Below are 23,582 nucleotides of genomic sequence, written 5' to 3' on the forward strand. Positions count from 1 at the left end.
CGTTGCCAGGGGAGGTCGCTCCCTTGGCCGGTATCGTGCGAATTGTAGCTGGGGCTGCGGTCAACTCGCTGGAGGGTTTGCGGCACTCAGTGAGAGATACCAGTCAGCATAGGGTGTATTGGCGACCTGACACTTATTGAAGTCAGGGCTTCCATCGTTCCACCAAACCGGCCCGCGCTCCCCGAGTGCTACCTTGGCCTTCTGCACCTTTACCCTTACCGCCGACAACTGCCCGGGATCGCCAGAAGCTTTCGCTGCCTTTACCTCACGACGCGCCGCCATCAAGTCGTTGACCAATTGCTGCCGCACATCCTCACTCAGCGATGGGTTGCTGCATCGCCAGAGCTGCCCTTTGACCACAAAGTAGCGACCGTCAGGAGTCGTCGGGTACATGTCGGAATGCCTCTGAGTACCGTGGTGGGCTCGTACTCAACCGCTAGCGGCGTCACAAGAATGGGTTTCAGCTGAGGTAGGCTATACAAGGCCGACAAACGACAGGATGACTAGGACGATCACCACTGCCCCAACGATGTAGATGATATTGTTCATGAAAATTACCTCTTTATCTGAGCGGGATTTCGACACCAAGGTGTCTAATACAAACGACACCACCGCTGACAATTCATTCCGCAAATCAGAGTCAGATACGGCGCCATCACACCAATGTTCTGTCGCGATATTACGAACCTTCGCTCGTCGCCAAATGTCTATTAATGGACGTTTGCTCAAGTGCGAATCCTGCAACGGAGACGACTTAATGAGTAAAGTAAACGCACCTCGCTTCATGCAAATTGGAGTTTTTGGTGTAACGTTAGAATAACAATCACGGAGAGATTTCCCATGTCCAAACTCGCAGAGTTCCGTCAGCTCGAAAAACACTTAGCTGAACAGCTTCAAGCACTCGAAGCCCTCAAAGGTGACGCGGGCTTGAAGGCTGAAATCGAATTCGAAACAAAGCTCCGTGCCTTATTGGCGAAGTATGGCTTCATCTTAAAAGACATCGTCAACCTACTTGATCCAAAGGCAGGTCGTCGCGCACCCGCTGCTGAGTCGAAGAGCAGCAATCGCAAGCCTCGCCAGGTGAAGGTCTACAAAAATCCGGAATCTGGTGAAGTCGTGGAAACCAAAGGCGGCAACCACCGAACGCTGAAGGAATGGAAAGCAAAATATGGCTCGGACAACGTCGAGTCCTGGCTGACCAAGTGATCTTGTTTTGAGTACAAAAGGGCGTTTACGCGCCCTTTTTGCTAACGCTTATCTAGGTCGGTTTTGAGTGTGAGCCTGGGGGATGCCTCTGAATTTCTTACATATGGAGTACAGGTCATCTCGGGGGTTAGACATCTGTTCTGCGTGCATACAGCCATGGAGCTGGGCAACCGCGTAGCCTGATCAACCTTTTTGCTGCTTTGACTCGGATGCATTTCAACGTACTAGGCCGTTAGAAATTCGCTAGCGGGTATGGCGACGCGTTGCCAGCATTCGGAAGTGAACTCTGACCGGCAACCGCCATTGAGTTACTTCTCACCCGACCAATACCAAAGCGTATCGCCCCAGCTTGAGCCGCTGAAACTCGGCAGGATTTCTCCCTGATTGAAATAACGTCGGGAGTCGGATTGAGCTGGACTGAACCAGTAACCTGCCGCGCTGCATGGCTGACCGGCCTCAAGGCGTGCGGGAGTTTTTGATTGACTATCTTCTTGGTCGAAGCGAGCGTACCAGCGGGCCGTGCTGTCTTCTTCGAAGCAGTTTCCGTAAGGAGAGTAGGTGTGCAGTTGATCTGGATTAGGGATGCGCAACGATTTTACGACTCGATTGACCGCCACATAGGCAGAGGGAAGCTGTTCATTTTCTGCGCCCAACTGGGGGAGGTCACCCGCACGAATGATCAGTCCGTTCTCGTATCTCAATACTTCTACATCGCCACGCCCACCAAAAGCATGACGTAGTCGGTCTTCGCCCCCGAGCCGCTCCACAAACTGCTTTCCAAGAACGGTGTACCAGTTCACGCCCTTAATGTGATCGAGCAGTTCTCGCTTAAAATTGTGCACCATAGAGTCCACTTCAAGTCCGGAGAACTGCTGAGCAAGCTGAAATTCCATAGGCATGTAGCTATCGAAGTCATAGGGTAGAACGCTGGAAAGGCCGCCATAACCATGTTCAGCCCTAACCTGGTTAGAGAGGTAAACCAGCCAGTTCTGATATCGAGCAGCGCCATCAGCTTCCTGCAAAAAAGCCCAAGGCAAAGTGAGTTTCAGATAAGAGCGTTTCTGGTCGCCATGGACTTCGAAAGAGTTCAATGCCGAAAGGCCGTACTCAGCGGCTTCATTTGCGGTCGGAGCACTGCTAATGTGCCATTCATATTGTTCGTTCGAATCAGTTCCAAGAATCTTCAGAGTCGTTTTTTTGAAACTATCGTCGGTCAGTTTTTTATAGCGACCATCAAATTGCCCCTTTAGATATTGACCAAATTCTTCCTTGAAGCGGTCGAAGCACTCCATGACTTTTTTCTTGTTTTCAAGCAAATAACCTTCTTTGAAATACACCGTAGCAATCAGCCCCAGCCTGACGACAGCTATGTTATCCGGTAGCCAAAATTCAAAGTTTGGCACGCTCTCGATTAGATTTTTCAGAGCGCCCATCGAGACTTCTCTACCGCCCACCTCACGCTTTTTGCTCCTCACCCGACCAATACCAGAGTGTAGCGCCCCAGTCTGAGCCACTGAAATTTGGCATAATTTCACCTTGTCGGAAATGGCGGAGTGAGTTCGTTTTCGCAGGAGTGAACCAGTACCCCTCCTTGGTGCAAGTTTTGCCAGATTCAATGCGAGAAGGTGCAGCGACATTGGAGTCGTCTTGGTCGAAGCGCGCATACCATCGAGCGGTACTTTTCTCCTCGAAGCCATCCCCATATGGCGAGTAGGGATGCAGTTGATCTGGTTGCTGAATTCGTATCTGTTTGATTACTTTATTCACCGCTACATAAGCTGCAGGAGGGCCATCTTCCGTTTGTCCGAGTTCTGGGTACTCACCAGCTTTAATAATAAGACCGTTGCTATAAGTCAGGATTTCAATATCTCCGCGACCACTGAACGCATGGCGAAGTACGGCTTCGCCGCCTAGACGATTCACAAAATCAGTTCCTAAAATGGTGAACCAATTGACCCCTTTTATGGCGTCCAGCAACTCGATTGACGAAGCGTGTGGCATGGAGTCGACTTCTAGCCCAGAGTATTGCAGAGCCAGTTGATACTCAGTAGGAATATAGCTGTGGTAGTCATATGGCAGAATGCTCGATAAACCTCCATATCCGTGCTCCGCTTTGACTTGATCACATAAATATTCAGCCCATTCCTGGAATTTTGACCGACCGTCGGGCTCCGTGAGGATGCTCCAAGGCATCACAAGTTTGATGTAGGAACGGAGTTTGTCGCCGTGTACTTCAAAGGAGTTCATCGCGCAAAGAGAATATTCATCCGCTTCGGCCTCGTTAGAAGCACTACCTAGAAACAAACTGAATTCGTCATTTCCGCCACTCATTAAAATGGCTTGTTGAGATTTTTCGAAGTTGTCAGTGGTCAGCTTTTTATGACGCCCGTAGACCAAACATTTTAGTTTTTTCTGATGCTCGCCGTAAAAACGGCGAAAACATTCCAGAAGCTTTTCTTTGGTTTCGCTTGTGTAACCATGTTTAAAATACAAGGTAAGGATTAGACCTAGTCTGACCACAGGTTTCCCGTCCGGCAACTCGAAGGTAAGGTCGGGAGCTTGTTGTTCCAGCTTTTCCAATATGTTCATGTGATCTCTCATTTAGCCGGCGGTTGCTGTAGCGGTAACTGCAGCTCCGCCCAAAATTGTGGCTAGCAGGGCCCAGGAGACTTGAGCTAAACGGATAATGACCAGCAGGCCCGCTACGAGGCCAGCAGGGATGCCGGCAGCGACAACTGCTGCCCCTATAGCAAAAGCTACAACCACGGTGGCTACAGCAATACCCACGTCTATTAAGACCTGTATCCAGTCAATCTGCCGCAGCATTTCCAATGTGATATCTGTATATCGTTGCACCTCTTTCCAGATGGCTCGTAATTGCTCATCCGTCCAGCGCATTACCTGAGCGCCAGTCTCACCCATCCATTCCCATGTTTTCTGCGATTCACGACGAACCCAATCACCTTTGGTACCTAACCAAGTAGCCGCGTCCTCCAAATGTTGTTGGACTTCTTGCGACAGCTGCCTGATACCTTCAGCACCCTGCTCTAAAAGACCATCTACAGCAGACTGAACTTGCTGAGTCCAGCTTTCGACATGTGCGGGCCTTGGTGTTGTTGTTGGGCCGTAGGCTGGCACTGGAACGGGCGCGGGCCTCGATGCTTCACCGTAATTGCGAGGCGGCAAAAGCGTTGGCCATTGCAGAGGATTGAATTCACCTGTTGGTTTGTGTTCTCTGTTGTACTGACGGTCTCGTTCACGATCATCATCATCGCGGCAGTCGTTGATCTCTAAGACAGAGAATCGGCCACGGCCCCCGGCGATTAGCAGATAAGCTCGCTCCTGTTCGGGGTACAGTTTGTCCCCTGGAAATTTCACTTCCACTAGCCGTTCTAGATTGTTTGGATGAGCAGCGCCCTGGTGATCAGGCCCTGCTTGTCCTGGCCAGCGAATACCACGACTTTTTACGATGATGACGTCTGGGCGTCGTAGCAAGCCTTTGACCGAACCTTTGGGGAACGGAAATAAGGTATGACGCCTCATCGGATCGGGTTTCTCATCTTCGCCGAACCACGAGGAGCTCAGAAATGGTTTGGGTGGAAGGGATGCCATGTCAAAGCAGACTTCCGCTTTGTAGTCCCAGAGAAAATCCCAGCGGTACTCGTCCGCCCGGATCAACCCACTCATAACAAGTTGTTTGAGCTCCAAACCTGTGACGCCACCGTCCTTTGCCTTCTTGATAGATAACTTCGGAAACCTCGAAGCGTAATTCGCTTTTTCCATCAAGTAAGGCTTGTTGTCCGGGTTGGGCAGTGGAGCCTGTTTGATCGTTCCTTCAATACTGGTATTAGTGCAGCCCTGCGGCGTTTGAGGTGGTTGCATGACTGCCATGTATCAGCCCTCCGAGTTGGCGTTTTTGAAATCCAATGTCATTTCCTTTGGAGCACTTTCACCCGCCCTGATCAATTGCTCTTCAGGCTCCGGCTTACGAAGAGGTGTCAACAACTCCACTTCGGCCGGGTCGGTACTATGGGCCTGAAAGGTCTTCCCTTCTTCGTTGGTGTAACCGGCGATACGCGTGCCGTCGGCCAGCCTCAATGTGTAAGGGCTTCCTACTAACGGTTCGCCTGTTTTTTCGTCCTGAAGCAAATACCGTGCTTTGTGACTGCGAGGGGCATTTTCGAGCAATTTCCCGAACTTGTCCTTATCGGCCTGACCAGGCAAAAGAGGCCCCAATATCTGAATGCCCGTGCCAACACCTGGCGATCCGCCTGAGTTGGTCTTGACCTGCGCACCACTGATTGTCACTCCTCCGGCATCAACCTTCACAAAGCTCCCGCCAGCCTTCGCCGTAAGCTCCATGCCGCCCTCAACCACAACCTTTTCCCCTGCGTGGTAGTGAATCTCCGTTCCAGCCTCAACAAACTGCGCCGTCCCGACCTTCACATGCTGGGTCACCGCAACCGTCAGGTGATCATCCGCCCGCGCTTCAGACCTACGATCCAGATGCGTAATGCGATGTTCTTCAACCTTGAACTCACTAAAAACATTCGCCTCAACGGTGTCATGCCGTTCATTGCCGATGCGAATCTTCTGGTCGTGCTCGATGTTTTCATCCCAATCGCGCTGGGCATGCAGATAAATCTGTTCCGCACCTTTCTTATCTTCGATCCGGAATTCGTTGTAGCCCTTGCCACCCGGTGAACTGAGCGTCTTGAACGTACTGCGAGTTTTGTTCGCCGGCAGGTCGTAGGGGACAACGTTTTCCTTGTGGTACAGGCAGCCGGTGATCAGTGGTTGGTCGGGGTCGCCTTCCATGAACGAAACCAGCACTTCCATGCCGATGCGCGGGATGGCGATGCCGCCGTAGGCGTTGCCGGCCCAGCCGGTGGCGACGCGTAGCCAGCAAGTGGTGTTGTCGTCGCCTTGGCCGTCGCGATCCCAGAAAAACTGGACTTTGACGCGGCCGTATTGGTCGGTGTGGATTTCCTCGCCTTTGGGGCCGGTGACGATGGCGGTCTGGCTACCAAGGACTTTGGGTTTTGGGTGATCAAGTGCCGGGCGGTAGTGTGCGTCCCAGGGTGTGGCTAGGAAGCGGTTACGGTAACCCTGGTGGAAGTCGTCCTTACTGTGGGTGACGTCGCTAGTGATGTTCTCGCCCAGCACCTGCGGTTGTTTGCCTTCATGAATTACTTCCAGCAGCAGCCAGAGGTCGTTCCACTCGGCACGCGGGTGCTCGCTCAGGGCCAAGAAGTGGCCGCTGACCAGAGTCGGCTCATCGCCTTTGCCTTCGGCGAGTTTGTAGTCGCTGCGATGGCGTTCCAGGGCACGGGTCGCTAATTGTTTTCCGCGTGCACGGTCGGTGAAACGGCCAGGGTAGTCGTAGTCTTCCAAGTCTGGAGCGAACTCGCTCTTGGCGGCGCCTTCGGGCAGGATACTCGGCTTTTCGAAATCGTAGTCGCGACGGCTGACGCGGGTGGTGCGGGTTTCCAGGCGTAGGTTGAAACGCTTGATTACTGGTTTCTCGGCGGCCATGCCGGAGTCTTGCTGGTAGCTCACGGGGGTGAGTTTACGAAAGACCGTCTGGTCATCGCCGAATACCAGTTTGTGGCCGCTGGTGCTGTGCTGGAAGTGGAAGTGAATGCCTTCTTCTTCGCACAGGCGCTGGATGAAATGCAGGTCGGATTCGTCGTACTGCACGCAGTAATCGCGTTCCGGGTAGATCGCGCCGAGCTGGAAGCTGTAGGCATCGGCGAGGATGCCGCGCGCTTCGAGAACCTGGGCGATGATCTTCGGCACGGTCAGGTGCTGGAAGATTTGCTGATCATGGTTGTGTCGCAGATAGGCGAGTTGCGGCACCAGGCTGATGCTGTAGCGGGTCAGCTTCTTGCCTGAGTCGCCTTGTTCGATGCGATAGACCAGGCCGTGGATGATGCCTTTACCAGTGGCACCGAAGGTGAGGCAGCCGGGCTTGTGCAGCAGCTCTTCGAGTTTCAGGTCGGGGCGAGGGCTGACCAGTTCGATGTCGAAACTGAACGGCTGGTTGAGGGCTTCGCGGCCAACAAAACTGAGTACCTGGAGGTCAACAGATACGCCCTCCAGCGTTAGGGAAATATGAGTTGCGTTTGCATCCAGCATGCCTTGAATCCATCCATTGAAACCATCCAGGAATGGACAATGGTGCAGGATTCCCTTTGCTTCCTCAATGTAAAATTGGTGCTGAGTTTTGTTGCTATAAATCAGAACTCCCACAGCATCTTTCGCATGGTAATGGATGACACATGAGGCAAGGTTCCTAGCACTACGGTATGGACTTTATATCTGCAACCTCTATGCGCAGTAGGTACTCCAGGGCCGTTCGCCTACTTGGGGTCGAAGCCGCCAATCCCGTTTCAATACCGTCTCGCTATCGGTAGGCTGGATCTTTGCAGTTGTTGGCCGGATCGAAGGTGGCCTCTGTTCTCTCTTTCCCCCAAATCTTATTCCCCGCCGGTTTTGGATTCTCAGCGTAATAGCGGTTGCGTTCCTCGAAATAGCGGTCAATAGCCTCGCTCGCCGCTTTCACCGACGAATAATCACTATTGTGGATGATCGCCCGAGCCATTCCGCTAAACACTGACTCAATGACGTTCAGGAACTGCGCCGAGGCCGGCAGCGGCGCTAGCTCAATACGGGGCATGCCGTCGGCCCTAGCATTGTTCTTTTCAACGAAAGCCAGTAACTGCTTAGACATGTGCCAGGAAGCTGCGTCCCATGAGAGGTAGAGTGTTTTCGCAGTACGGTATTCGTTTAGGAGTATTTCGGCCATCCTGATCATCTCGGTCGTGTTTTTTGCCCGAGAGTAGAAGTGCGTCACCTGGTTGTGTGAAAGCTCTAGGGCGGCTGTCGCTATCAGCCATCCCTTCGATTTCTGCCATTGAGGCACGCTAGGGCTCTGGCCGGGCCCGGCAAGAATGCGTCCGGGCTTGGCCTTTACGGCGAACGGCCCGTATTCATCGATAGAGAAGAAGCGCTCGTTGTCACCCAAGTGGGAAAGAACATACTGGACGCGTTGGAGCTTCTGCCGGTACTTCGGATCGGTGCTGGTGAGAACAACCTTGGCCGACCTCCACCGGAATCCCGTGTTTCGAATTGCCTCGCGTATAACGTCATCGCTCGCAGAGAATCCCTTGGCAGCGAGGGTTTTTTTAAGATCGGCCATTCTCCAGGTCGTTCGGTTGAATCCTGAGAGCGACGGCGGCTCGTGCAACAGGCTGAACAAGGCAGCCCTGAATGCATCGTCGTCAGCCTTACGAAGTCGTTTCTTTCTGCCGAGCAGGGCATCGAGCCCACCAGTGTCGAATAACGCGGAACCTTTCCTGACAGTCGCTTTGGACAGGCCGAGATGTTCGACAATTGCGTTGATGGTGAACCCACTTATGCGTGCCATTACGGCGAGGACTTTCTTGCGCCGATAGCGGCCCAAGCCGTATAGAGCTGACTGCAATGGATTTCTCGGTGAGGCTCCACGTTCAATGTCATAGAGCCACTCCATCCAACGCTGCCGCACTATGTCAACTTGGGGAGTGGATGGGGAAAGAGAAAGATTTCTTTGCTGTGGCTTCGGGATGCTCCGGCCACCATAACCGGGCGGAGATTCGAAGATGAGGATTTTCCGCAGAGTCGACCTGCTCATCCCCTCCTTCTTTGCCACGGAGTGGATCGACTCGCCTAACAAGAGCACCCGTTTACGGATCCGTCGCCATTGCGATGGGTTTGAATACACGGCCGCCTCCTTAAGGAAACTATACTAATGAATATAAGCCTCTTTCGGGTTCGGAATCACAAGAATCTAATACGGCGTCCATGGGCGAACAGATTGCTGAGTTTACCGTTCGTACCACTTGCTACGTGCTCTAATCGAACATCTGGATGCGCCTATCTGGGATAGGTGGTACCCGGCCAAAAGCAAACGATCCAAGAGCGCCGATATTGCCCAATTACTGCTGCATAGCTGGCAACCAACTAGACTGGGTTAATTCCCAACCGAAGGACATAGAATGCTCATTGTCTTCAGCGGCCTTCCAGGTATTGGAAAAACGACTATCGCAAGTGACCTTGCCACCCGAACAAGTGCCGTGTATCTGCGGATCGATACGATAGAGCAGGCTATCCGAAACTCTGGTGCTCTTGAACACGATGTGGGGCGGAGCGGTTACATGGTCGCTAATGAGCTTGCTCTGACCAATCTTCGTTCTGGCAACACGGTCATAGTTGACTGTGTGAATCCAGTAATCGAAAGCCGACAAGCGTGGAGCGAAATCGCTACACGGTCTGGTGTTCCATTATTGAATATCCAGATCGTGTGCTCTGATAACCATGAACACCAGCGAAGGGTTGAAGCCAGGAAGACCGATATTCTTGGACTGGCTCCACCAACTTGGCAGCCTGTATTGGATCATGAGTATGAGGCGTGGGATAACGCACCATTTAATATAGATACAGCCCTGACGTCTCCGGCGGAAGCAGTGGCGATGATCGCCAGACGATTTTTATCTGGGGAGTAGCGCCAGCTAAAGGCCCAATCTAGCAAGGGATGATCAGCGGACGCTGATGCTCTGGCGCGCGGGATACGTAGCCGATCTCAGTCCGTCATGACAGACGGAAATCGGACAACCTCTGCCGGTCACGACAGGAGGGAGTCGACCAAGAGCAAACTTACTCTGGTGTCTAAGAAACCTAGGCCGATTCAGAGTGATATTGGGTCGGATGGAAACCCATACCGTACTGGTACTGGGGATACCGGTAACCTGGAGACATTAATTTCAGCAAAAACCGCGCTCAAGCCCTAAGAACCGGGCGCACCGCACAATTTTCAATAACCCCGCTGATTTTCCAACTCGCGGTTTAAGGCCTATGTTATGTATGCGAACTAAGCTTCAGGCACCCCCGCCAGGGTTCGAAATTTAATAATTAAGGCGAATGCCTTCTGCAACGGAATTATGCAGGTGAGAAAACATAAATTTTTTGCATGGGGCTGGGGAGTAGCTATCACTCTGGTGGTGGGGTTCGGAGCAAGCATCCTGGGAAGCTGGATGCTTGAGCGTATCAACGAAAAACGGGCTACAGACGCTCTTGCAGTAGCCGCAGAGGACGCAGCAGAATCGGTCTCAACTCGTCTCAATCTCTACCAATACGGGTTGAGAGGAGCTCGTGGCGCTGTACTGACAGCGGGTGAGCATGGCATTAGCCGCGAGATTTTCGATCGATATAGCCAAACGCGTGACCTTGCTTCCGAGTTTCCCGGTGCACGGGCGATGGGCTTTGTCAGGCGGGTGACGGAGCACGACGAAAGTGAGTTTCTCAAGCAGGCCCGCGCCGATGGGAAAGCTGATTTTTCCATTCGCCAAATATCACCGCATTCGGGCGAGCGCTACATCGTCCAGTATGTCGCACCTGTTGAGAGTAACCAGTCTGCAATCGGCCTGGATATTGCTTCGGAGACTTCACGTCGTGAAGCCGCCCAATACGCGATGCAAAGCGGAAAGGCGCGGATCACCGGCCCCATCACGCTGATACAGGCAATGGGAAAACCGCAGCAGTCTTTTTTGGTTCTTTTGCCAATCTTTCGCACAGGTATTGTTCCGGCGACTGCCGCTGAGCGAGAAACTGCGGCTCTTGGCTGGAGCTATGCCGCGTTGCAAATAGAGGAGGTACTCAAAGGTCTGCGTATAGAAAATGAGACCGTTCACCTGCGTATGAGAGATATCACTGTCCCAGGACAAGAGGTGCTTTTTTATGAAAGTACCGACGACTCGACTAGCCAAGAATCGCTAATGATCCATCAGCTGGAGCGTGAGGTATATGGGAGGCGGTGGCAAATTGAACTTGGCGCAAATCCTCTGTTCATCCAACGTTTGCATCAGGTCTCGCCGAAAGCACTGCTCATTCTTGGTGGTCTAGTCACCCTTCTACTGGCTGCTCTAGTTGGTGTCGTTAGTGTCAGTCGCCAGCGTCGGCGTCAGATATTGGCCGAGCAGGCAAGTCTGGCTGCCATCGTCGAGAGCTCGGCTGATGGCATTATCGGAAAAACGCTTGATGGCATCGTGACCAATTGGAACAGGGGGGCCGAGCACCTTTTTGGCTATACCGCCGCGGAAGCAGTAGGCCAGAAACTGGTCAGTCTGATTGTTCCTGAAGAGTTTGTAGCTGAGGAAGCTCATATTCTTGAGCGCATAAAATCTGGGGAGCGAATCACCAGCTTTGATACTCAACGCCGTCGAAAGGATAGTCAGCTGATTGATGTCTCCGCCAGCATCTCCCCCATTTATGGCGAGGGTGGTCGCGTCGTTGGAGCCTCCAAAACGGTCAGGGATGTCTCTGCAAAAAAAGCAGCAGAGGCACGAATTCTCGAACTCAACTCCAATCTGGAAGAACAGGTAGCGCAACGGACTTCCGAGTTGCGGCAACTCAATCTCTTGTTGGGCTCTGTGCTGCGTTCGGCCACTGAGGTCTCGATCATCGCGACAGACCTTGACGGTGTTATCCGTGTGTTTAACAAAGGCGCAGAGCATTTGTTGGGTTATGACGCCGATGAGTTACTGGATAAACATACGCCTGCGTTATTCCATTTACCGGAGGAAGTCGCTGCTCGTGGCGCTGAGCTGACCAAGGAGTTCGCTCAGTTAATCGAGGGTTTCCAAGTGCTCGTCCATAAACCGGAACTTGACGGTGCAGAAACACGTGAATGGACGTACATCCGTAAGGACGGATCGCAGCTCCCCGTCACTCTAGTGGTCACGGCCATGCGTGATGAGAATGGCGAGTTGAGCGGCTACCTGGGGATAGCGCTAGACATCACCGAACGTAAAGTCTCCGAAGAGGAGCAGTCCGCAAGTTTGGAGAGAACACAAAAACAACGTAGCGAACTGATGGCGGCCCGTGATCATCTGTTGATGGCCGCTGAGGTAGCGGAGTTGGGTATCTGGTCTTGGACACTTGCGGACAATTCCTTGCAGTGGAATGAACGTATGTTCGAGTTTTACGATCTGCCGCTGCTATTACGCAATACTGGTCTGAGTTATGAGCATTGGTACTCTCGCGTCCACCCAGACGATGTTGTGGCAGCGGCGGGACAGTTGAGTGCCGCAGTCAAGGGGCTGGATGTATACAATTCGATTTTTCGTATTGTTCGGCTTGATGGCCAGATACGCTATATCCATGCCGGCGCACAAATTGAACGCGATAATAGTGGTGTCGTATTGCGTGTCACCGGTATCAATCGTGACATAACTATCCAACGCGAACTGGAGTCTCGCCTGCTTTACGCTAAGGAGCAGGCCGATGCAGCGAGTGCGGCTAAGTCTGCCTTTCTGGCCAACATGAGCCATGAAATACGCACGCCGATGAATGCTGTGTTGGGTATGTTGCAGTTGGTGCAAAATACTGACCTGAATGGCCGTCAGCTCGATTATGTGAGCAAAGCGCAGACCGCTGCGAAATCGCTGCTGGGCTTGCTCAATGACATCCTCGACTACTCCAAGATTGAGGCCGGCAAGCTGCAACTCGATGTGCACCCGTTTGAGCTCGAACCACTCATGCGTGACCTAGCCGTTGTGTTGGCAGGCAACCAGGGTCAAAAAGAGGTCGAGGTCATGTTCGACCTGGACTCTAATTTACCCAACGAACTGATAGGCGATAGCCTGCGGCTGCAACAGGTGCTGATAAACCTAGCGGGTAATGCTCTCAAGTTCACCATGGAAGGCCAGATAGTGGTCAGCGTCGAGCAACTGTTGCGCACAGAAAGCTCTGTGAGCGTGCGCATTGCCGTTTCTGATACAGGCATTGGTATCAGTCCTGAACAACTTCAGCGAATTTTTGAAGGTTTCACTCAGGCCGAGGCGTCGACCACTCGCCGCTTTGGCGGCACAGGTTTGGGCTTGGTGATCTGCAAGCGGCTGGTCACCTTGATGGGCGGGGAGCTTCAGGTGGAGAGCAAACAGGGCGCCGGTAGTCGCTTCTGGTTCGATATAACCTTGGATGTAGCTAAGACTTCGCTGCTGAGGTCGGTCTGTCCAAAAGTCGATGTATCTATGCGCATATTGATCGTTGACGACAACGCCATGGCAGGTGAGTTGCTGCTGAGAACCGTTCACGCGATGGGATGGAAGGCCGATCACGTGAGTGATGGCACACTAGCGGTTGAGTCGGTAAAAAAAGCCCGGGCGCGAGGCGAAGCCTACGACGTGGTGCTGATGGACTGGCGGATGTCCGATATGGATGGGCTGAGCGCTGCGCAATTGATCCAGCAGCAAGGCAAAGGCATGCCACCGCCAAAGGTCATTATGATCACCGCTTACGGCCGCGAAGTGCTGGCCGATGCCCATCAAATGGGAGACGCTCCCTTCGTGGGATTTCTTACCAAGCCTGTTACTCCTAAACAGTTAGCCGATGCTGTTCTGCAAGCATTCGATGGCAAAGGTCTTGTGCAATCATCTCCATCTAGATCTGCCGTTGACAGGCCGCGCCGTCTTGCCGGGCTGCGGCTATTGGTAGTGGAAGACAATATGCTCAATCGGCAGGTTGCCGATGAGTTACTGGCAGGCGAGGGCGCTGAGGTGATGCTGGCTGAAGGTGGGCTTGAAGGTGTGAGCAGGGTAGTGGCTGAGAGTGTGCCCTTCGACGCCGTGCTAATGGATATCCAGATGCCGGATATTGATGGTTTTGAGGCGACCCGTCGCATTCGATCGAATTCGCGCTTTGCAGCGTTGCCGATTGTGGCGATGACCGCAAATGCTTCCAATACAGACCGTGAGGCTTGCCTGGCGGCGGGGATGAATGAGCATGTCGGCAAGCCCATAAATCTGGAGCAACTCGTCGCAACGTTACTTTTTCAAACGGGCCGTGAGGAAAACCAAGCCTCTCCATTTTTGAGGCAAGGCAATACAGCCGAAGGCGTGATCGAGTCTCGTGCATCGATCATTGATCGATTTGGCGGTGATCTTGATTTGATCCGCAATGTGCTGCGTAACTTTGGCCCGGAATCGGAAAAACAGCTAATTCGGTTGCGGGATCAGATCCAGCGCCAAGATGCCTCGGGGGCCGCTTTCGTGCTCCATTCCATTAAAGGCAGCAGCGGTACCATGGGTGCAAAAGCACTGTCGCTGCAGGCAGGCAACTTGGAGCACGCACTAAATCACGGTGATGCAGAATCTGTTGCGAGCACCTTTGCTGACTCAACATGGTTTGATGAAATAAGTGTGTTACTGCAACAAAGTCTTGAACAGATGAATCTCGAATTTGGCCAGAGTCCACGTGAAAACATCAGTACAGGCGAGGATTCAATGGCGCCTGCGCAATGGAGAGAGTGCATGGAGGAGATCTTATTGTTGCTGGAAGCGGGCAACCTACAAGCCATAGAGCTGGCAGACGCACTGGCTTCAAAAACTCCGCAATCCCTGCGGCCGCAGTTCGACGAACTTGTTGCCATGGTGCAGTTACTAGACTTTTCGGCTGCGTTGCCGATTGGTCGTGAACTTTTGAAATCTGCCTGATGGAACAATCGATGGAAAATTGGTTACCGCATCCCCATAACCGTCCCAAACTCCTTATTGTCGACGACCAACCGACAAATATCCGGGTACTCCATGAGCTATTTCGTGAGGACTGTGATGTGTTCATGGCCACCAGTGGTGAACAGGCGATCGGGGTATGCCAGCTACAACTACCCGACCTGATTTTGCTGGATGTGGTCATGGAGGGCATTGACGGGCATGAAGTATGTCGTCGACTCAAGGCTGACCCTGCGACCCAGGGCATTCCAATCATATTCATTACCGCGCAGCAGCAGGAGTCAGATGAAGTGTCCGGTCTGGAGCTTGGCGCGGTGGACTTCATCAGCAAGCCCATCAATCCCACCATTGTCAGAGCTCGGGTAAGAACACATCTGACCTTGAAACTACAGAACGATCTGCTGCGTTCAATGGCGTTGATGGACGGCCTTACCGGAGTGGCCAACCGACGCAAATTCGATGAGGATATTTTGGCGGATTGGCGCCAGTGCTTTAGAGAGCGAAAGCCGCTATCGCTCGTTTTAGTGGATGTCGATTTTTTTAAACGCTACAACGACCAATACGGGCATCAGGCGGGAGATGGCTGCTTGAAATCTGTTGCCCAAGAGTTATCCCTAACGGTTAGGCGCCCGTATGACCTAGTAGCTCGGTACGGCGGCGAAGAGTTTGCCTGCGTGCTGCCCAATACAAACCTTGCTGGCGCGGTGGAAATTGCAGAGCGAATGCAAGAGCGCATCCGAGCTTTAGGTATCGAGCATTCTGCTTCAGATGTGAATAGTGTGGTCACGGTTTCTCTTGGCGTCGCAACGGTAACTCCCACTGGCGATCTTACTATTAGCGCTTTGATAGAGGCGGCGGACAAGCAACTCTACAGAGCGAAGATAGCTGGTAGAGCTAGGGTATGTTCATCAGCAATATCGTCCAAGTAAAAGTCTCTACTGCTGCTAAGGATGGTCTGAAGTAGTCATGTGATTTTGGCTGACTTCGACCATCGCCTATTTTAAAGTGACGAGTCGATTCAACACGCTCAGATCACTAACTCTTTCCTGTCTTTTTAGCTGCTGTGAATACCTTATATCGTCGAGACGTCGCTTCATCATACGGCTAGCGTCGTTAATGGGAGCGTAGTAAAGATATCTTTACTACGCTCCCCGTTTTGGCTCATACGTTGGAAGCTATCTTTCCGATTGATGCTATAGCTTTGTCACGTTGCTCTTTCGATGCATTTGGCATAAACGTATAGGCAATTGCGATCACGGCGCCCCGATCAGCAGGCCAGGCGACACCAATATCATTGGCATTGCCCACTCCATTAGTACCGGTTTTCTCTCCGACCAACCAGGATGCTGGCATACCGGCCCGCAGTCGAGCACCCCCAGTCTTGCCCTCTATCATCCATGCCGCTAGCTGATGCCGAGAAGAGGGCAAAAGCACTTCCCCGAGCAGCAGTAGCTGTAAAGTCTTCATCATGGCTAGTGGTGTGGTGGTGTCCCGTTCATCACCCTCATGATCATGTTCATTGAGGTCTGGCTCGTAACGATCCAACCTGGTGGTATCGTCACTAATAGAGCGCAAATATGCGGTGACTGCTTCCGGGCCACCAACGCTTCGAATCAAAACGTTGGCGGCTGCATTGTCGCTCCACGCTACGGCTGCCTGACATAGCTCTGCGACTGTTATGCCTGGCTCGCCGAGTTGTTTCTCGGTGATGGGTGTCCACCCACCAAGGTCTGACTCACTGACTACGAGGCGGTGATCAAAGGTCTCTTCACCGCTGTCGACCCTTGCCAGCACTGCCGCTGCGATGAATAGCTTGCTAGTGCTATTGAAAAGGAATCGCTCATTGCCTCTATGGCTAGCGATGGCCCCTGTGGAGCAGTTCATCAGTGCGACGCCCAGCCTTCCTCCATGCTCGCGCTCAAGTTTTTGCAGTTGTATCTCGATGTCGTTTGCAGCGGTGGGTGAAGGGGCTGTAATGGCCAACGCAGGTGCCTGGATGGCGAATGCAGCACTGGCTGCCGTCATCGATGCGATAATCTGGCGGCGTGAAAATGTCGGCATGAAGAGGCGCCTATGAAGTATTAAAGTTGAGTTCTGAATTATACCAGAAGGTATAGTTCATTCTCCTGTACTGCTAGGGTGTTATATATCCGGAAGTTTCCGCCTGTTTTATCGGGGCGCCACCGCTATTTAAAACCGCACATTGAATGGTCACTGATTTCGTAAAACCCAGCGGGATGAATGCAGTTGGCAGCAGCCAGCAGTGCAAATATGTTTAGGTGGGGAGGGCTATTTACCTAATCAACGTGATGGGTGTGAGCCTGTAGAGAATCCGGCACCCCTGTACGAATCAGCCCGCCTTCTTCGATCCACGTTTGGGTCGATTGATAGGCACGTTGTAGCAATTGATCGGTTTGGCTGAAATCGAACACTGATGCATTTAGAGGGCACAATGGAGCAACGACATGGATAGAGGCCCGCGAGGCGTACAATTCAATGTCTCGAACCAGTTGGCGCATGCTCATCAGATTCAGTGTGTGCAGGGCTAGCGCCACGAGCCCGAGCGGTGGCTTCGGGCAAGCACAACCGAATCCGGTGGGCACCACCACGACGCGCGTTGCCCCCAGCGCAACCGCACTGGCAATCGGCGTATTGCTGGCTACACCGCCGTCGATCAAGAACTTCTCGCCGATTCGCACGGTCGGAAACACCAGCGGAATTGCAGCACTGGCGAGCAACGCCTGTTCGGCATTGCCGCTGGACAGCAGTTCTTCGGCACCGCTGAGCAGATTGGTGGTGACGATATGCAGTGGCAATTCAGTGTCTTCGATCAGCTCGACCGGCAGCGATCGGCGCACCAGGCGTTGTAATGCTGACGCGCGCAGCAGATGCCCGCGTCGCTGCAGTATCGCCGTGAGCGTGTCGATTACCGAGAATGGGAACACATCGTCCTTGCGCAAGCCTCGCCAGAAGTTCGCTAGTTCCGCCACTCCCTGCGCGTTCGGTTTGGCGGCGAAGTACGCACCGTTGATGGCACCGACCGACGCACCCACCACCAGGTCAAATGAAACCTGCGCCTCGACCAGTGCTTGCAACATGCCAACCTGAACAGCTCCCAGGCTACCGCCACCCGCGAGGACGAGTGCAGTTTTTACCGTGGGCATAGTAAACCTCCAATGGTTACGCGCTTCAGACATTACAAGCGTAGCTGGTGAGAATGCACTTCCCCAATCCCAACGCTAGCGCCATTGGAACGCCCGCCCGGTAGGTGAGTCGTGTGGTCAGGTGCTAATTTTATTTTGTGTCGATCGATACAAAACCTGTGTTACCGTCTACGACAAACCTGCAGAGCATCCCAGTCAATGGCCCGGCCTCGTACATTCGATGAATCAAAGGTTCTAACCTCCGTAGTCGAGGCATTTTGGACTCAGGGATACGAGGGCACTTCAACCAGAGACCTTGTCCGATGCACAGGTCTCAACCAGCCAAGCCTTTACAACGCTTTTGGCGATAAGCGCAGTCTTTATCGTCGCGCGCTTGAGCACTATCTGGAGTGCGGCGTGCGTGAGCGCATTCGACGCCTGGAGGGGTTGCCAGATCCAGGATTGGCCATTACCGGTTTCTTTGCAGAAGTGCTGTATCGCACCCTGAACGATCCGCTGAATCGTGGATGCCTGCTGGTGAACTCTGCTCTCGAAATGAATGCAGAGGACGAAGACTTGCGTCAGGCCGTGACAGAAGAACTTGAGAGCATCCGCAGTTTTTTTGAAAGCCGCCTACGTGCACTCAGCTTGCAAGGCGAAGCCGCCACAGGGATCGGTGCAAAACAGGGCGCTCATCATTTGCTCAGCATATTGTTTGGGATTCGCGTGTTGGCACGGATCAACCCGGATCCTGCGTGTGTAACAGACGCTATTGGTATTGCACTCAACAGCCTTGGGCTTCCGCCCCTGGCGCTCTGCGACACTCATTGAAAGCCACTGTACGGAGTCAACATGATCAAGTTCTACTATCACCCGTCGCCCAACCCCGCGAAAGTCGCTCTTTTTCTGGAGGAAGCGGGTCTTGAGTACGAGCTCATCCCTGTCGATACGCGAAAGGGGGAGCAACACGATCCGGCGTTTCTCAAGATCAACCCCAATGCCAAGACGCCGGCTTTGGTCGACGGCGAGAACGTAGTGTTCGACAGCAACGCGATACTGCTTTATTTGGCCGAAAAGAGCGGGAAGTTCCTGCCTGCCGACAACCTCAAAATACGCGGCGAAATGTATACCTGGCTCATGTTTGTTGCGACTGGCATTGGCCCGTATTCTGGCCAGGCGGTACATTTCAAACACTTCGCACCAGAACCGAAAGACTACGCCGTGACTCGCTACACCTTTGAGGCCTGGCGTCACTGGTCGATTATCAACGATCGCCTGGCGAACCAGCCTTACATGCTAGGCAGCGAGTACACGTTGGTGGATATGGCCGTCTGGGGTTGGGCGCGTGCAGTACCGTTCATTTTGGGTGAACAGGCGTGGGAAAAACTTCCAAACGTCAAACGGCTTCTCGACGACATCAATGCGCGGCCGGCTGCCCAGCGTGCTGAAGCGCTGAAGACCCAGCACAGTTACAAGACAGAGATGGATGCTGACGCTCGCAAGGCAATGTTCCCGCAGATTTCTCAGTAGAGGCTCCAGTTCATGATCGACTTGTATTACTGGACTACTCCTAACGGGCACAAGATCACTCTGTTCCTCGAGGAGTCAGGGCAGCCTTATCGCATCGTGCCAGTGAACATTGGAAAGGGGGAGCAGTTCAGTCCGTCGATTCTGAACATCGCACCCAATAACCGTATTCCTTCCATTGTCGATCATGAACCGCTAGAAGGTGGTCAACCGTTGTCGATCTTTGAGTCGGGCGCCATTTTGTTGTACCTGGCAGACAAAACTCATCAGTTCATTCCTGATGATCTGCGAGGCCGTAATGAAGCCTTGCAGTGGCTGTTCTGGCAGATGGGCGGGTTGGGCCCAATGGCAGGACAGAACCATCACTTCGTCCAATACGCTCCGGAGCCGATTGCCTATGCGCAGGAGCGCTACATCAAGGAAACCGCTCGGTTGTATGGCGTGTTGAATAAACACTTAGCGGATGGCCGTGACTACATTGCTGGCGACTACAGCATTGCCGACATGGCGAGCTACCCATGGATTGTCCCTTACAAACGGCAGCAGCAAGACCTTGCCGACTTCCCTCATTTGGCTCGTTGGTTTGAGCGTATAGCTAATCGACCTGCGACAAAGCGTGCTTACGCGTTGGCGGAACAGATCAACATTGCACCGGTGGTCGATGAAGAAACCCGCAAGCTGCTATTCAATCAGGATGCGAGCACGGTTCGATAAACGATCTTTGGTGTAGAGCAGTCCAGGATACATTTATGGTCGGTCTGTGAAGGCAGTTCATAAAGTATGGAAGATGTAATCGGTGGAATTATTGGCAGCCATCGACAGATTCGCCATGACCAATCGTTCACGTAGTGATGGATCATCGACCCGCACTTGCCACTCGTAATCGGGATTATCCTCTGGATCACCTGTGGCGCTGGCAATCGCCTCCAGCAGTTTTGTCCTCTGCGGGAAGTAAACGGCCAGCGCATTGTCTTTCCAACTCGTCACATTCAATCCCAGTTGCGCACAGATGGCGACCTTGCTTGAGGCGTCGGATTTGTCTGCTTGCCGAGACTTATGGATGAGCGCCTCCAGCGCCGGATCGGCACGTCCATCGGTACAGAGAATGTCGTTGCTCTCCCACGCTTCTGGCGGGCACACCTTGTTGTCATGGCGTAACGGGATGAATGGGTTGATTTCCATCGGATAAATTCGGCAAACCAATGGGCGCTCTTCGTAGATGTCGCACAGATTATCCGCTCTGAGGTTGGGACATTGCTCGAGGGCTTTACCAGCAAATACGGCGATGACGTTTATCCGGGAATCACCGCAACGTACACTCACCGACCGACCTCTGGCGTGTGCGAATTCCTGAGATGAACGAGGCCAGTTCGACTCGTCGAAGGCCTCGACAATCACCGCGACGTCATGCCCCCGGTTCAACCATTGTTGCGCTTCAGTCAACGTCAACGGTATCAGTCTGCCTTTGCAGCAAATACCGCAGCCTACACATGAAAATCGGACGGCATTGCTTTGCATATTAATGACCTGGAAGTTGCAGCCTTACGGAAGGCGGGCGTTGTATTGGCGTGATTTGCATCGCACCGAGGACGAAGCGTTTGGCGATACACAGGTTGCCGAAAACCTTCAACAAGACTGCTGTCTGAAACCATGCTCCATAGTGAAGGTTTCATCGAATACCCAGTCGTCTATCCAGCGAAAGTGATCCAGCCCCGCGCGCAACGATGAGAAGCAGCAGGCCTGCCCAAGAAAGATGGGTTGGCCAGGCATCTGGGTAGACAAACACCTCGATGACAAAGGTCATGCCCAGCAATGCCAATGCTGATAAACGGGTAAACAGGCCCAGCACCAGAAGCACGGGAAACAGATGCTCGCTGTACGTCGAAAGGTGTGCTGCCAATTCTGGAGAGATCAACGGCAATGCGTATTCCGTGCGGAACAGTTCATAGGTGCTCGGTGTGATTGTCAGAAAGTCCGTGACTTTGGTGCGTCCGGACATGAAGAAAATGGCGGCGATGGCGATGCGCGCCACCAGCACCAAAAACGAATCGCCGATGAGAGTGCCCAGTCGATTCGCAACGCGATTCCAGAGACCCCGCAGGGAGCGGTCAGCGGCAGGTGAACGGGTTTGGAGGGTGTCCATGGCTTGCTCCGTTGATGATTCAGCAATCAGTTTTTAGAAGGGTCGCCCCAAGTCCATCGCAGCGAATGCATCGGCACCCACGAGGCGGAAAATAAGATTTTCTAGATTCAGCCCTGGCTCTACTTCAATGGCCTTGTCTGCTGCGAGGTCGAGAGGCAGTTGCTCTGCGCAAGCATCAAGAAACGCGCAGTCCGCAACGCTGGCGGCTTGCCAATGCACGCGACCGGCTTTACGTGTCAGCAGCGCGCCTTCACCTTGCCATTCGAGTTCTTCAGGCGTTTCCAGTTGTTCGCGATTGTCACGCCATATCGTGTAGGCCGGACAATCGGGCATCCAAATCCAACGGCTGGAGGTTCGTGGTTTTAGCTGGAGGTTGCCAAGTTCCATAGCGGGAAACTGCGACAAATCGTTCAGTGCCAGCCCCGGTTCATCAATGGCGCAATGCACCTGTGTCCAGAGCAGATCTAGACGCGCAACGTCGCCCAGATAAGGCATGTCTTGCGCAGGCGCGAAACTGTCGAGAAAGCCGGGGAAGTCGGCGCCGTAGTGCAGCAACCGGGCATCCGTTGGCGGCGATAGGCGTGCGTGTATCGCGGCTGCACTCCTGAGCCAGTCAGTGCCCACCAGGCGTTCTATAGTCGGAAAATTGGCGAGTAGCGCATCGGTTGTGCCCTTGAGCACCGTATTGCGATACACCGTAAAACCGGGCTGAGTGGTAAGAGAGTCCATGAGGGATGATTCGGTGCCATACAACGCATCCACGAATGCATCCTGAAAGCTCGCGAGCGACGGCTTCATATCGCCACCTTCAATCGCTGGTTTTGCCCAAGGTTCAGCACGCTTTGTGCTCGGTTGCGTTCGGCCAGTAAAGCGTCGAAGCCAGGGATATGGTCATCACGTTCAATCAGTGTCGGACGCTGGCCGATCCGCTCAATCAGACGTCGATACAACGTCCAGACGTCCTCGGCTACAGGGGCGTCGTGGGTATCAATCAATAACGTGGAGTTGCCAGGATCCACGGCGTATCCGGCCAGATGGATTTCCATGATCGCCGACGCCGGGAAGGCGTCCAGGTAGGCCGCTGCATCGAATTCCAGGTTGTGGGCGCTGATGTGCACGTTATTTACATCCAGCAGTAATCCGCAGCCCGTTCGCTGACTCAGCTCAGTCAGAAAGTCGAGTTCGCTGTATTCATGACCTTCAAGTTGTAAATAGTGGGTCGGGTTTTCGATGGCGATCTGGCGTCTAAGGGCATCCTGGGTGCGTTGAATATTGCCTGTGATGCGCTGCAAGGCTTCCTCGGTACGCGGAAATGGCAGCAAGTCAGGATGGTATTGGCCACGCCACGCTGACCACGCGAGGTGCTCGGAAATCAATGTAGGTTGAACGCGATCCGCGAGCATTTTCAGGCGTTTCAAATGCTCCTCGTCCGGCGGACAGTCCGCCGCCAGCGAGAGCGAGACACCGTGCAACGACAGTGGGTGTCGCTCGCCAATGGCCTCTAACCATGCCAAACGGGGGCCACCACCAACCATGTAGTTTTCCGGATGAACTTCGAACCAGAGACCCTCGGCGGTACACTCGAGGGCGTCCTCATAGTGGTTCGGTTTGAGGCCGAGTCCGGCCCCGATCTGGAAATGTTTGTTCATGGCTGGCGTGTGCCCCGTGGTGTTGACGTTACATTGCTGTAAGAGTGCCGGTGCCTTTTGGTGTCTTGATAGTGGTGCAAGTACCGACTGGAACGTTTTTCCAGGCGTTAGGTTGGTAATCCATTTTGGCAGTGCCAGCACAGGTGGTGCCGGCGCCGGCTTTGCAATCGTTGTGACCAGCCATGGCAACGCCGTAACATTTTTCCATCGCGCCTGCTTTATCCATGGAACCGGCTGCGGTTGGGGTCTCTGCGGCAATGGCGCCGGCAGCGAAGGAAGAAAAGGCAACGGCGAGGGCGGCAAGTTTCAGATTGTTCATGGCTGTTTCTCCGGGATCATAAGGACGGGTCGATGCATCAGTGCA

General features: G+C 53.4%; 21 protein-coding genes and 1 pseudogene. 8 read left to right on the forward strand and 14 right to left on the reverse strand.

The genetic code is table 11. The features are described from left to right. Positions 1 to 60 precede the first annotated feature (60 nt). Positions 61 to 393, reverse strand: a complete 333-nt coding sequence (locus tag ACY4LX_RS11560) for a hypothetical protein (RefSeq protein WP_463259944.1) — start codon at positions 391 to 393, stop codon at positions 61 to 63. Positions 394 to 474: 81 nt separating this feature from the next. Next, on the reverse strand, positions 475 to 729 hold the full coding sequence (locus tag ACY4LX_RS11565; RefSeq protein ID WP_463259945.1) for a hypothetical protein: 255 nt from the start codon (positions 727 to 729) through the stop codon (positions 475 to 477). A gap of 111 nt (positions 730 to 840) precedes the next feature. On the opposite strand from ACY4LX_RS11565, the gene ACY4LX_RS11570 reads away from it, so the two are divergent. Then, positions 841 to 1,206 carry a histone-like nucleoid-structuring protein, MvaT/MvaU family gene (locus ACY4LX_RS11570; RefSeq protein ID WP_463259946.1) on the forward strand — a complete coding sequence of 122 codons (366 nt, stop codon included), beginning with the start codon at positions 841 to 843 and terminating at the stop codon, positions 1,204 to 1,206. 308 nt (positions 1,207 to 1,514) lie between these two features. Here ACY4LX_RS11570 and ACY4LX_RS11575 read toward each other — a convergent pair whose 3' ends face one another. From ACY4LX_RS11575 to ACY4LX_RS11595, 5 genes are all read right to left on the reverse strand, one after another. Next, a complete protein-coding gene (locus ACY4LX_RS11575; protein ID WP_463259947.1) occupies positions 1,515 to 2,639 on the reverse strand; it encodes a type VI immunity family protein in 1,125 nt (374 codons plus the stop codon). A 22-nt stretch (positions 2,640 to 2,661) separates the two neighbouring features. Then, on the reverse strand, positions 2,662 to 3,795 hold the full coding sequence (locus ACY4LX_RS11580) for a DUF3396 domain-containing protein (RefSeq protein ID WP_463259948.1): 1,134 nt from the start codon (positions 3,793 to 3,795) through the stop codon (positions 2,662 to 2,664). A gap of 12 nt (positions 3,796 to 3,807) precedes the next feature. Continuing rightward, entirely contained in the window at positions 3,808 to 5,097 is a 1,290-nt protein-coding gene (locus ACY4LX_RS11585) for a VRR-NUC domain-containing protein (protein ID WP_463259949.1), read from the reverse strand. A 3-nt stretch (positions 5,098 to 5,100) separates the two neighbouring features. Then, positions 5,101 to 7,344, reverse strand: a complete 2,244-nt coding sequence (locus tag ACY4LX_RS11590; RefSeq protein ID WP_463260581.1) for a type VI secretion system Vgr family protein — start codon at positions 7,342 to 7,344, stop codon at positions 5,101 to 5,103. A 268-nt stretch (positions 7,345 to 7,612) separates the two neighbouring features. Next, a complete protein-coding gene (locus ACY4LX_RS11595; protein ID WP_463259950.1) occupies positions 7,613 to 8,971 on the reverse strand; it encodes an IS630 family transposase in 1,359 nt (452 codons plus the stop codon). A gap of 274 nt (positions 8,972 to 9,245) precedes the next feature. Between ACY4LX_RS11595 and ACY4LX_RS11600 the strand changes: the two genes are divergently transcribed. The 3 genes from ACY4LX_RS11600 to ACY4LX_RS11610 all read left to right on the forward strand — a co-directional run bounded on the left by ACY4LX_RS11600 (position 9,246) and on the right by ACY4LX_RS11610 (position 15,685). Beyond that, positions 9,246 to 9,752, forward strand: coding sequence for a P-loop nucleotide/nucleoside kinase family protein (locus tag ACY4LX_RS11600; protein ID WP_463259951.1), 507 nt, complete (start codon positions 9,246 to 9,248; stop codon positions 9,750 to 9,752). A 435-nt stretch (positions 9,753 to 10,187) separates the two neighbouring features. Next, entirely contained in the window at positions 10,188 to 14,738 is a 4,551-nt protein-coding gene (locus tag ACY4LX_RS11605) for a CHASE domain-containing protein (protein WP_463259952.1), read from the forward strand. After that, the gene (locus tag ACY4LX_RS11610) at positions 14,738 to 15,685 is read left to right on the forward strand and encodes a diguanylate cyclase (protein WP_463259953.1); all 948 of its coding nucleotides are present in this window, start codon (positions 14,738 to 14,740) and stop codon (positions 15,683 to 15,685) included. Before ACY4LX_RS11605 ends, ACY4LX_RS11610 begins: the two co-directional genes overlap by 1 nt. 232 nt (positions 15,686 to 15,917) lie before the next feature. Here ACY4LX_RS11610 and bla read toward each other — a convergent pair whose 3' ends face one another. Continuing rightward, positions 15,918 to 16,817 carry a class A beta-lactamase gene (bla, locus tag ACY4LX_RS11615; RefSeq protein WP_463259954.1) on the reverse strand — a complete coding sequence of 300 codons (900 nt, stop codon included), beginning with the start codon at positions 16,815 to 16,817 and terminating at the stop codon, positions 15,918 to 15,920. A 236-nt stretch (positions 16,818 to 17,053) separates the two neighbouring features. After that, positions 17,054 to 17,920: a patatin-like phospholipase family protein gene (locus tag ACY4LX_RS11620; protein WP_463259955.1), complete on the reverse strand. Its 867-nt coding sequence runs from the start codon at positions 17,918 to 17,920 to the stop codon at positions 17,054 to 17,056. 198 nt (positions 17,921 to 18,118) lie between these two features. Here ACY4LX_RS11620 and ACY4LX_RS11625 point away from each other — a divergent pair. From ACY4LX_RS11625 to ACY4LX_RS11640, 4 genes and pseudogenes are all read left to right on the forward strand, one after another. Further along, positions 18,119 to 18,277: pseudogene (locus ACY4LX_RS11625) on the forward strand (TetR/AcrR family transcriptional regulator); the annotation flags it as partial. A gap of 39 nt (positions 18,278 to 18,316) precedes the next feature. Next, on the forward strand, positions 18,317 to 18,730 hold the full coding sequence (locus ACY4LX_RS11630) for a TetR family transcriptional regulator C-terminal domain-containing protein (RefSeq protein WP_463260582.1): 414 nt from the start codon (positions 18,317 to 18,319) through the stop codon (positions 18,728 to 18,730). 21 nt (positions 18,731 to 18,751) lie between these two features. Next, positions 18,752 to 19,429, forward strand: coding sequence for a glutathione S-transferase family protein (locus ACY4LX_RS11635; protein ID WP_407012569.1), 678 nt, complete (start codon positions 18,752 to 18,754; stop codon positions 19,427 to 19,429). A gap of 12 nt (positions 19,430 to 19,441) precedes the next feature. Continuing rightward, the gene (locus ACY4LX_RS11640) at positions 19,442 to 20,140 is read left to right on the forward strand and encodes a glutathione binding-like protein (protein WP_463259956.1); all 699 of its coding nucleotides are present in this window, start codon (positions 19,442 to 19,444) and stop codon (positions 20,138 to 20,140) included. Positions 20,141 to 20,197: 57 nt separating this feature from the next. Here ACY4LX_RS11640 and ACY4LX_RS11645 read toward each other — a convergent pair whose 3' ends face one another. The 5 genes from ACY4LX_RS11645 to ACY4LX_RS11665 all read right to left on the reverse strand — a co-directional run bounded on the left by ACY4LX_RS11645 (position 20,198) and on the right by ACY4LX_RS11665 (position 23,537). After that, complete coding sequence (locus tag ACY4LX_RS11645) at positions 20,198 to 20,944, reverse strand: YkgJ family cysteine cluster protein (RefSeq protein WP_463259957.1); 747 nt, start codon at positions 20,942 to 20,944, stop codon at positions 20,198 to 20,200. 151 nt (positions 20,945 to 21,095) lie between these two features. Then, a complete protein-coding gene (locus ACY4LX_RS11650) occupies positions 21,096 to 21,569 on the reverse strand; it encodes a DoxX family protein (protein WP_463259958.1) in 474 nt (157 codons plus the stop codon). A gap of 33 nt (positions 21,570 to 21,602) precedes the next feature. Further along, a complete protein-coding gene (locus ACY4LX_RS11655; protein WP_463259959.1) occupies positions 21,603 to 22,367 on the reverse strand; it encodes an HvfC/BufC family peptide modification chaperone in 765 nt (254 codons plus the stop codon). Next, positions 22,364 to 23,218 (reverse strand): MNIO family bufferin maturase, encoded by an 855-nt coding sequence (bufB, locus tag ACY4LX_RS11660; RefSeq protein ID WP_463259960.1) that lies wholly within the window; start codon positions 23,216 to 23,218, stop codon positions 22,364 to 22,366. Before bufB ends, ACY4LX_RS11655 begins: the two co-directional genes overlap by 4 nt. Before the next feature lie 28 nt (positions 23,219 to 23,246). Continuing rightward, complete coding sequence (locus tag ACY4LX_RS11665; RefSeq protein ID WP_101209387.1) at positions 23,247 to 23,537, reverse strand: BufA1 family periplasmic bufferin-type metallophore; 291 nt, start codon at positions 23,535 to 23,537, stop codon at positions 23,247 to 23,249. Between the last annotated feature and the right edge of the window lie 45 nt (positions 23,538 to 23,582).

The organism is Pseudomonas sp. Emmai (genome assembly GCF_055179735.1).

Bases quoted from the DNA above. Each gene is read 5' to 3' on its own strand.
- ACY4LX_RS11560 (WP_463259944.1), bottom strand. From the start codon at position 393: ATGTACCCGACGACTCCTGACGGTCGCTACTTTGTGGTCAAAGGGCAG.
- bla (WP_463259954.1), bottom strand. From the start codon at position 16,817: ATGCCGACATTTTCACGCCGCCAGATTATCGCATCGATGACGGCAGCC.
- bufB (WP_463259960.1), bottom strand. From the start codon at position 23,218: ATGAACAAACATTTCCAGATCGGGGCCGGACTCGGCCTCAAACCGAAC.
- ACY4LX_RS11600 (WP_463259951.1), top strand. From the start codon at position 9,246: ATGCTCATTGTCTTCAGCGGCCTTCCAGGTATTGGAAAAACGACTATC.
- ACY4LX_RS11620 (WP_463259955.1), bottom strand. From the start codon at position 17,920: ATGCCCACGGTAAAAACTGCACTCGTCCTCGCGGGTGGCGGTAGCCTG.
- ACY4LX_RS11580 (WP_463259948.1), bottom strand. From the start codon at position 3,795: ATGAACATATTGGAAAAGCTGGAACAACAAGCTCCCGACCTTACCTTC.
- ACY4LX_RS11635 (WP_407012569.1), top strand. From the start codon at position 18,752: ATGATCAAGTTCTACTATCACCCGTCGCCCAACCCCGCGAAAGTCGCT.
- ACY4LX_RS11645 (WP_463259957.1), bottom strand. From the start codon at position 20,944: ATGCAAAGCAATGCCGTCCGATTTTCATGTGTAGGCTGCGGTATTTGC.
- ACY4LX_RS11655 (WP_463259959.1), bottom strand. From the start codon at position 22,367: ATGAAGCCGTCGCTCGCGAGCTTTCAGGATGCATTCGTGGATGCGTTG.
- ACY4LX_RS11570 (WP_463259946.1), top strand. From the start codon at position 841: ATGTCCAAACTCGCAGAGTTCCGTCAGCTCGAAAAACACTTAGCTGAA.
- ACY4LX_RS11605 (WP_463259952.1), top strand. From the start codon at position 10,188: ATGCAGGTGAGAAAACATAAATTTTTTGCATGGGGCTGGGGAGTAGCT.
- ACY4LX_RS11665 (WP_101209387.1), bottom strand. From the start codon at position 23,537: ATGAACAATCTGAAACTTGCCGCCCTCGCCGTTGCCTTTTCTTCCTTC.
- ACY4LX_RS11650 (WP_463259958.1), bottom strand. From the start codon at position 21,569: ATGGACACCCTCCAAACCCGTTCACCTGCCGCTGACCGCTCCCTGCGG.
- ACY4LX_RS11610 (WP_463259953.1), top strand. From the start codon at position 14,738: ATGGAACAATCGATGGAAAATTGGTTACCGCATCCCCATAACCGTCCC.
- ACY4LX_RS11585 (WP_463259949.1), bottom strand. From the start codon at position 5,097: ATGGCAGTCATGCAACCACCTCAAACGCCGCAGGGCTGCACTAATACC.
- ACY4LX_RS11575 (WP_463259947.1), bottom strand. From the start codon at position 2,639: ATGGGCGCTCTGAAAAATCTAATCGAGAGCGTGCCAAACTTTGAATTT.
- ACY4LX_RS11640 (WP_463259956.1), top strand. From the start codon at position 19,442: ATGATCGACTTGTATTACTGGACTACTCCTAACGGGCACAAGATCACT.
- ACY4LX_RS11590 (WP_463260581.1), bottom strand. From the start codon at position 7,344: ATGCTGGATGCAAACGCAACTCATATTTCCCTAACGCTGGAGGGCGTA.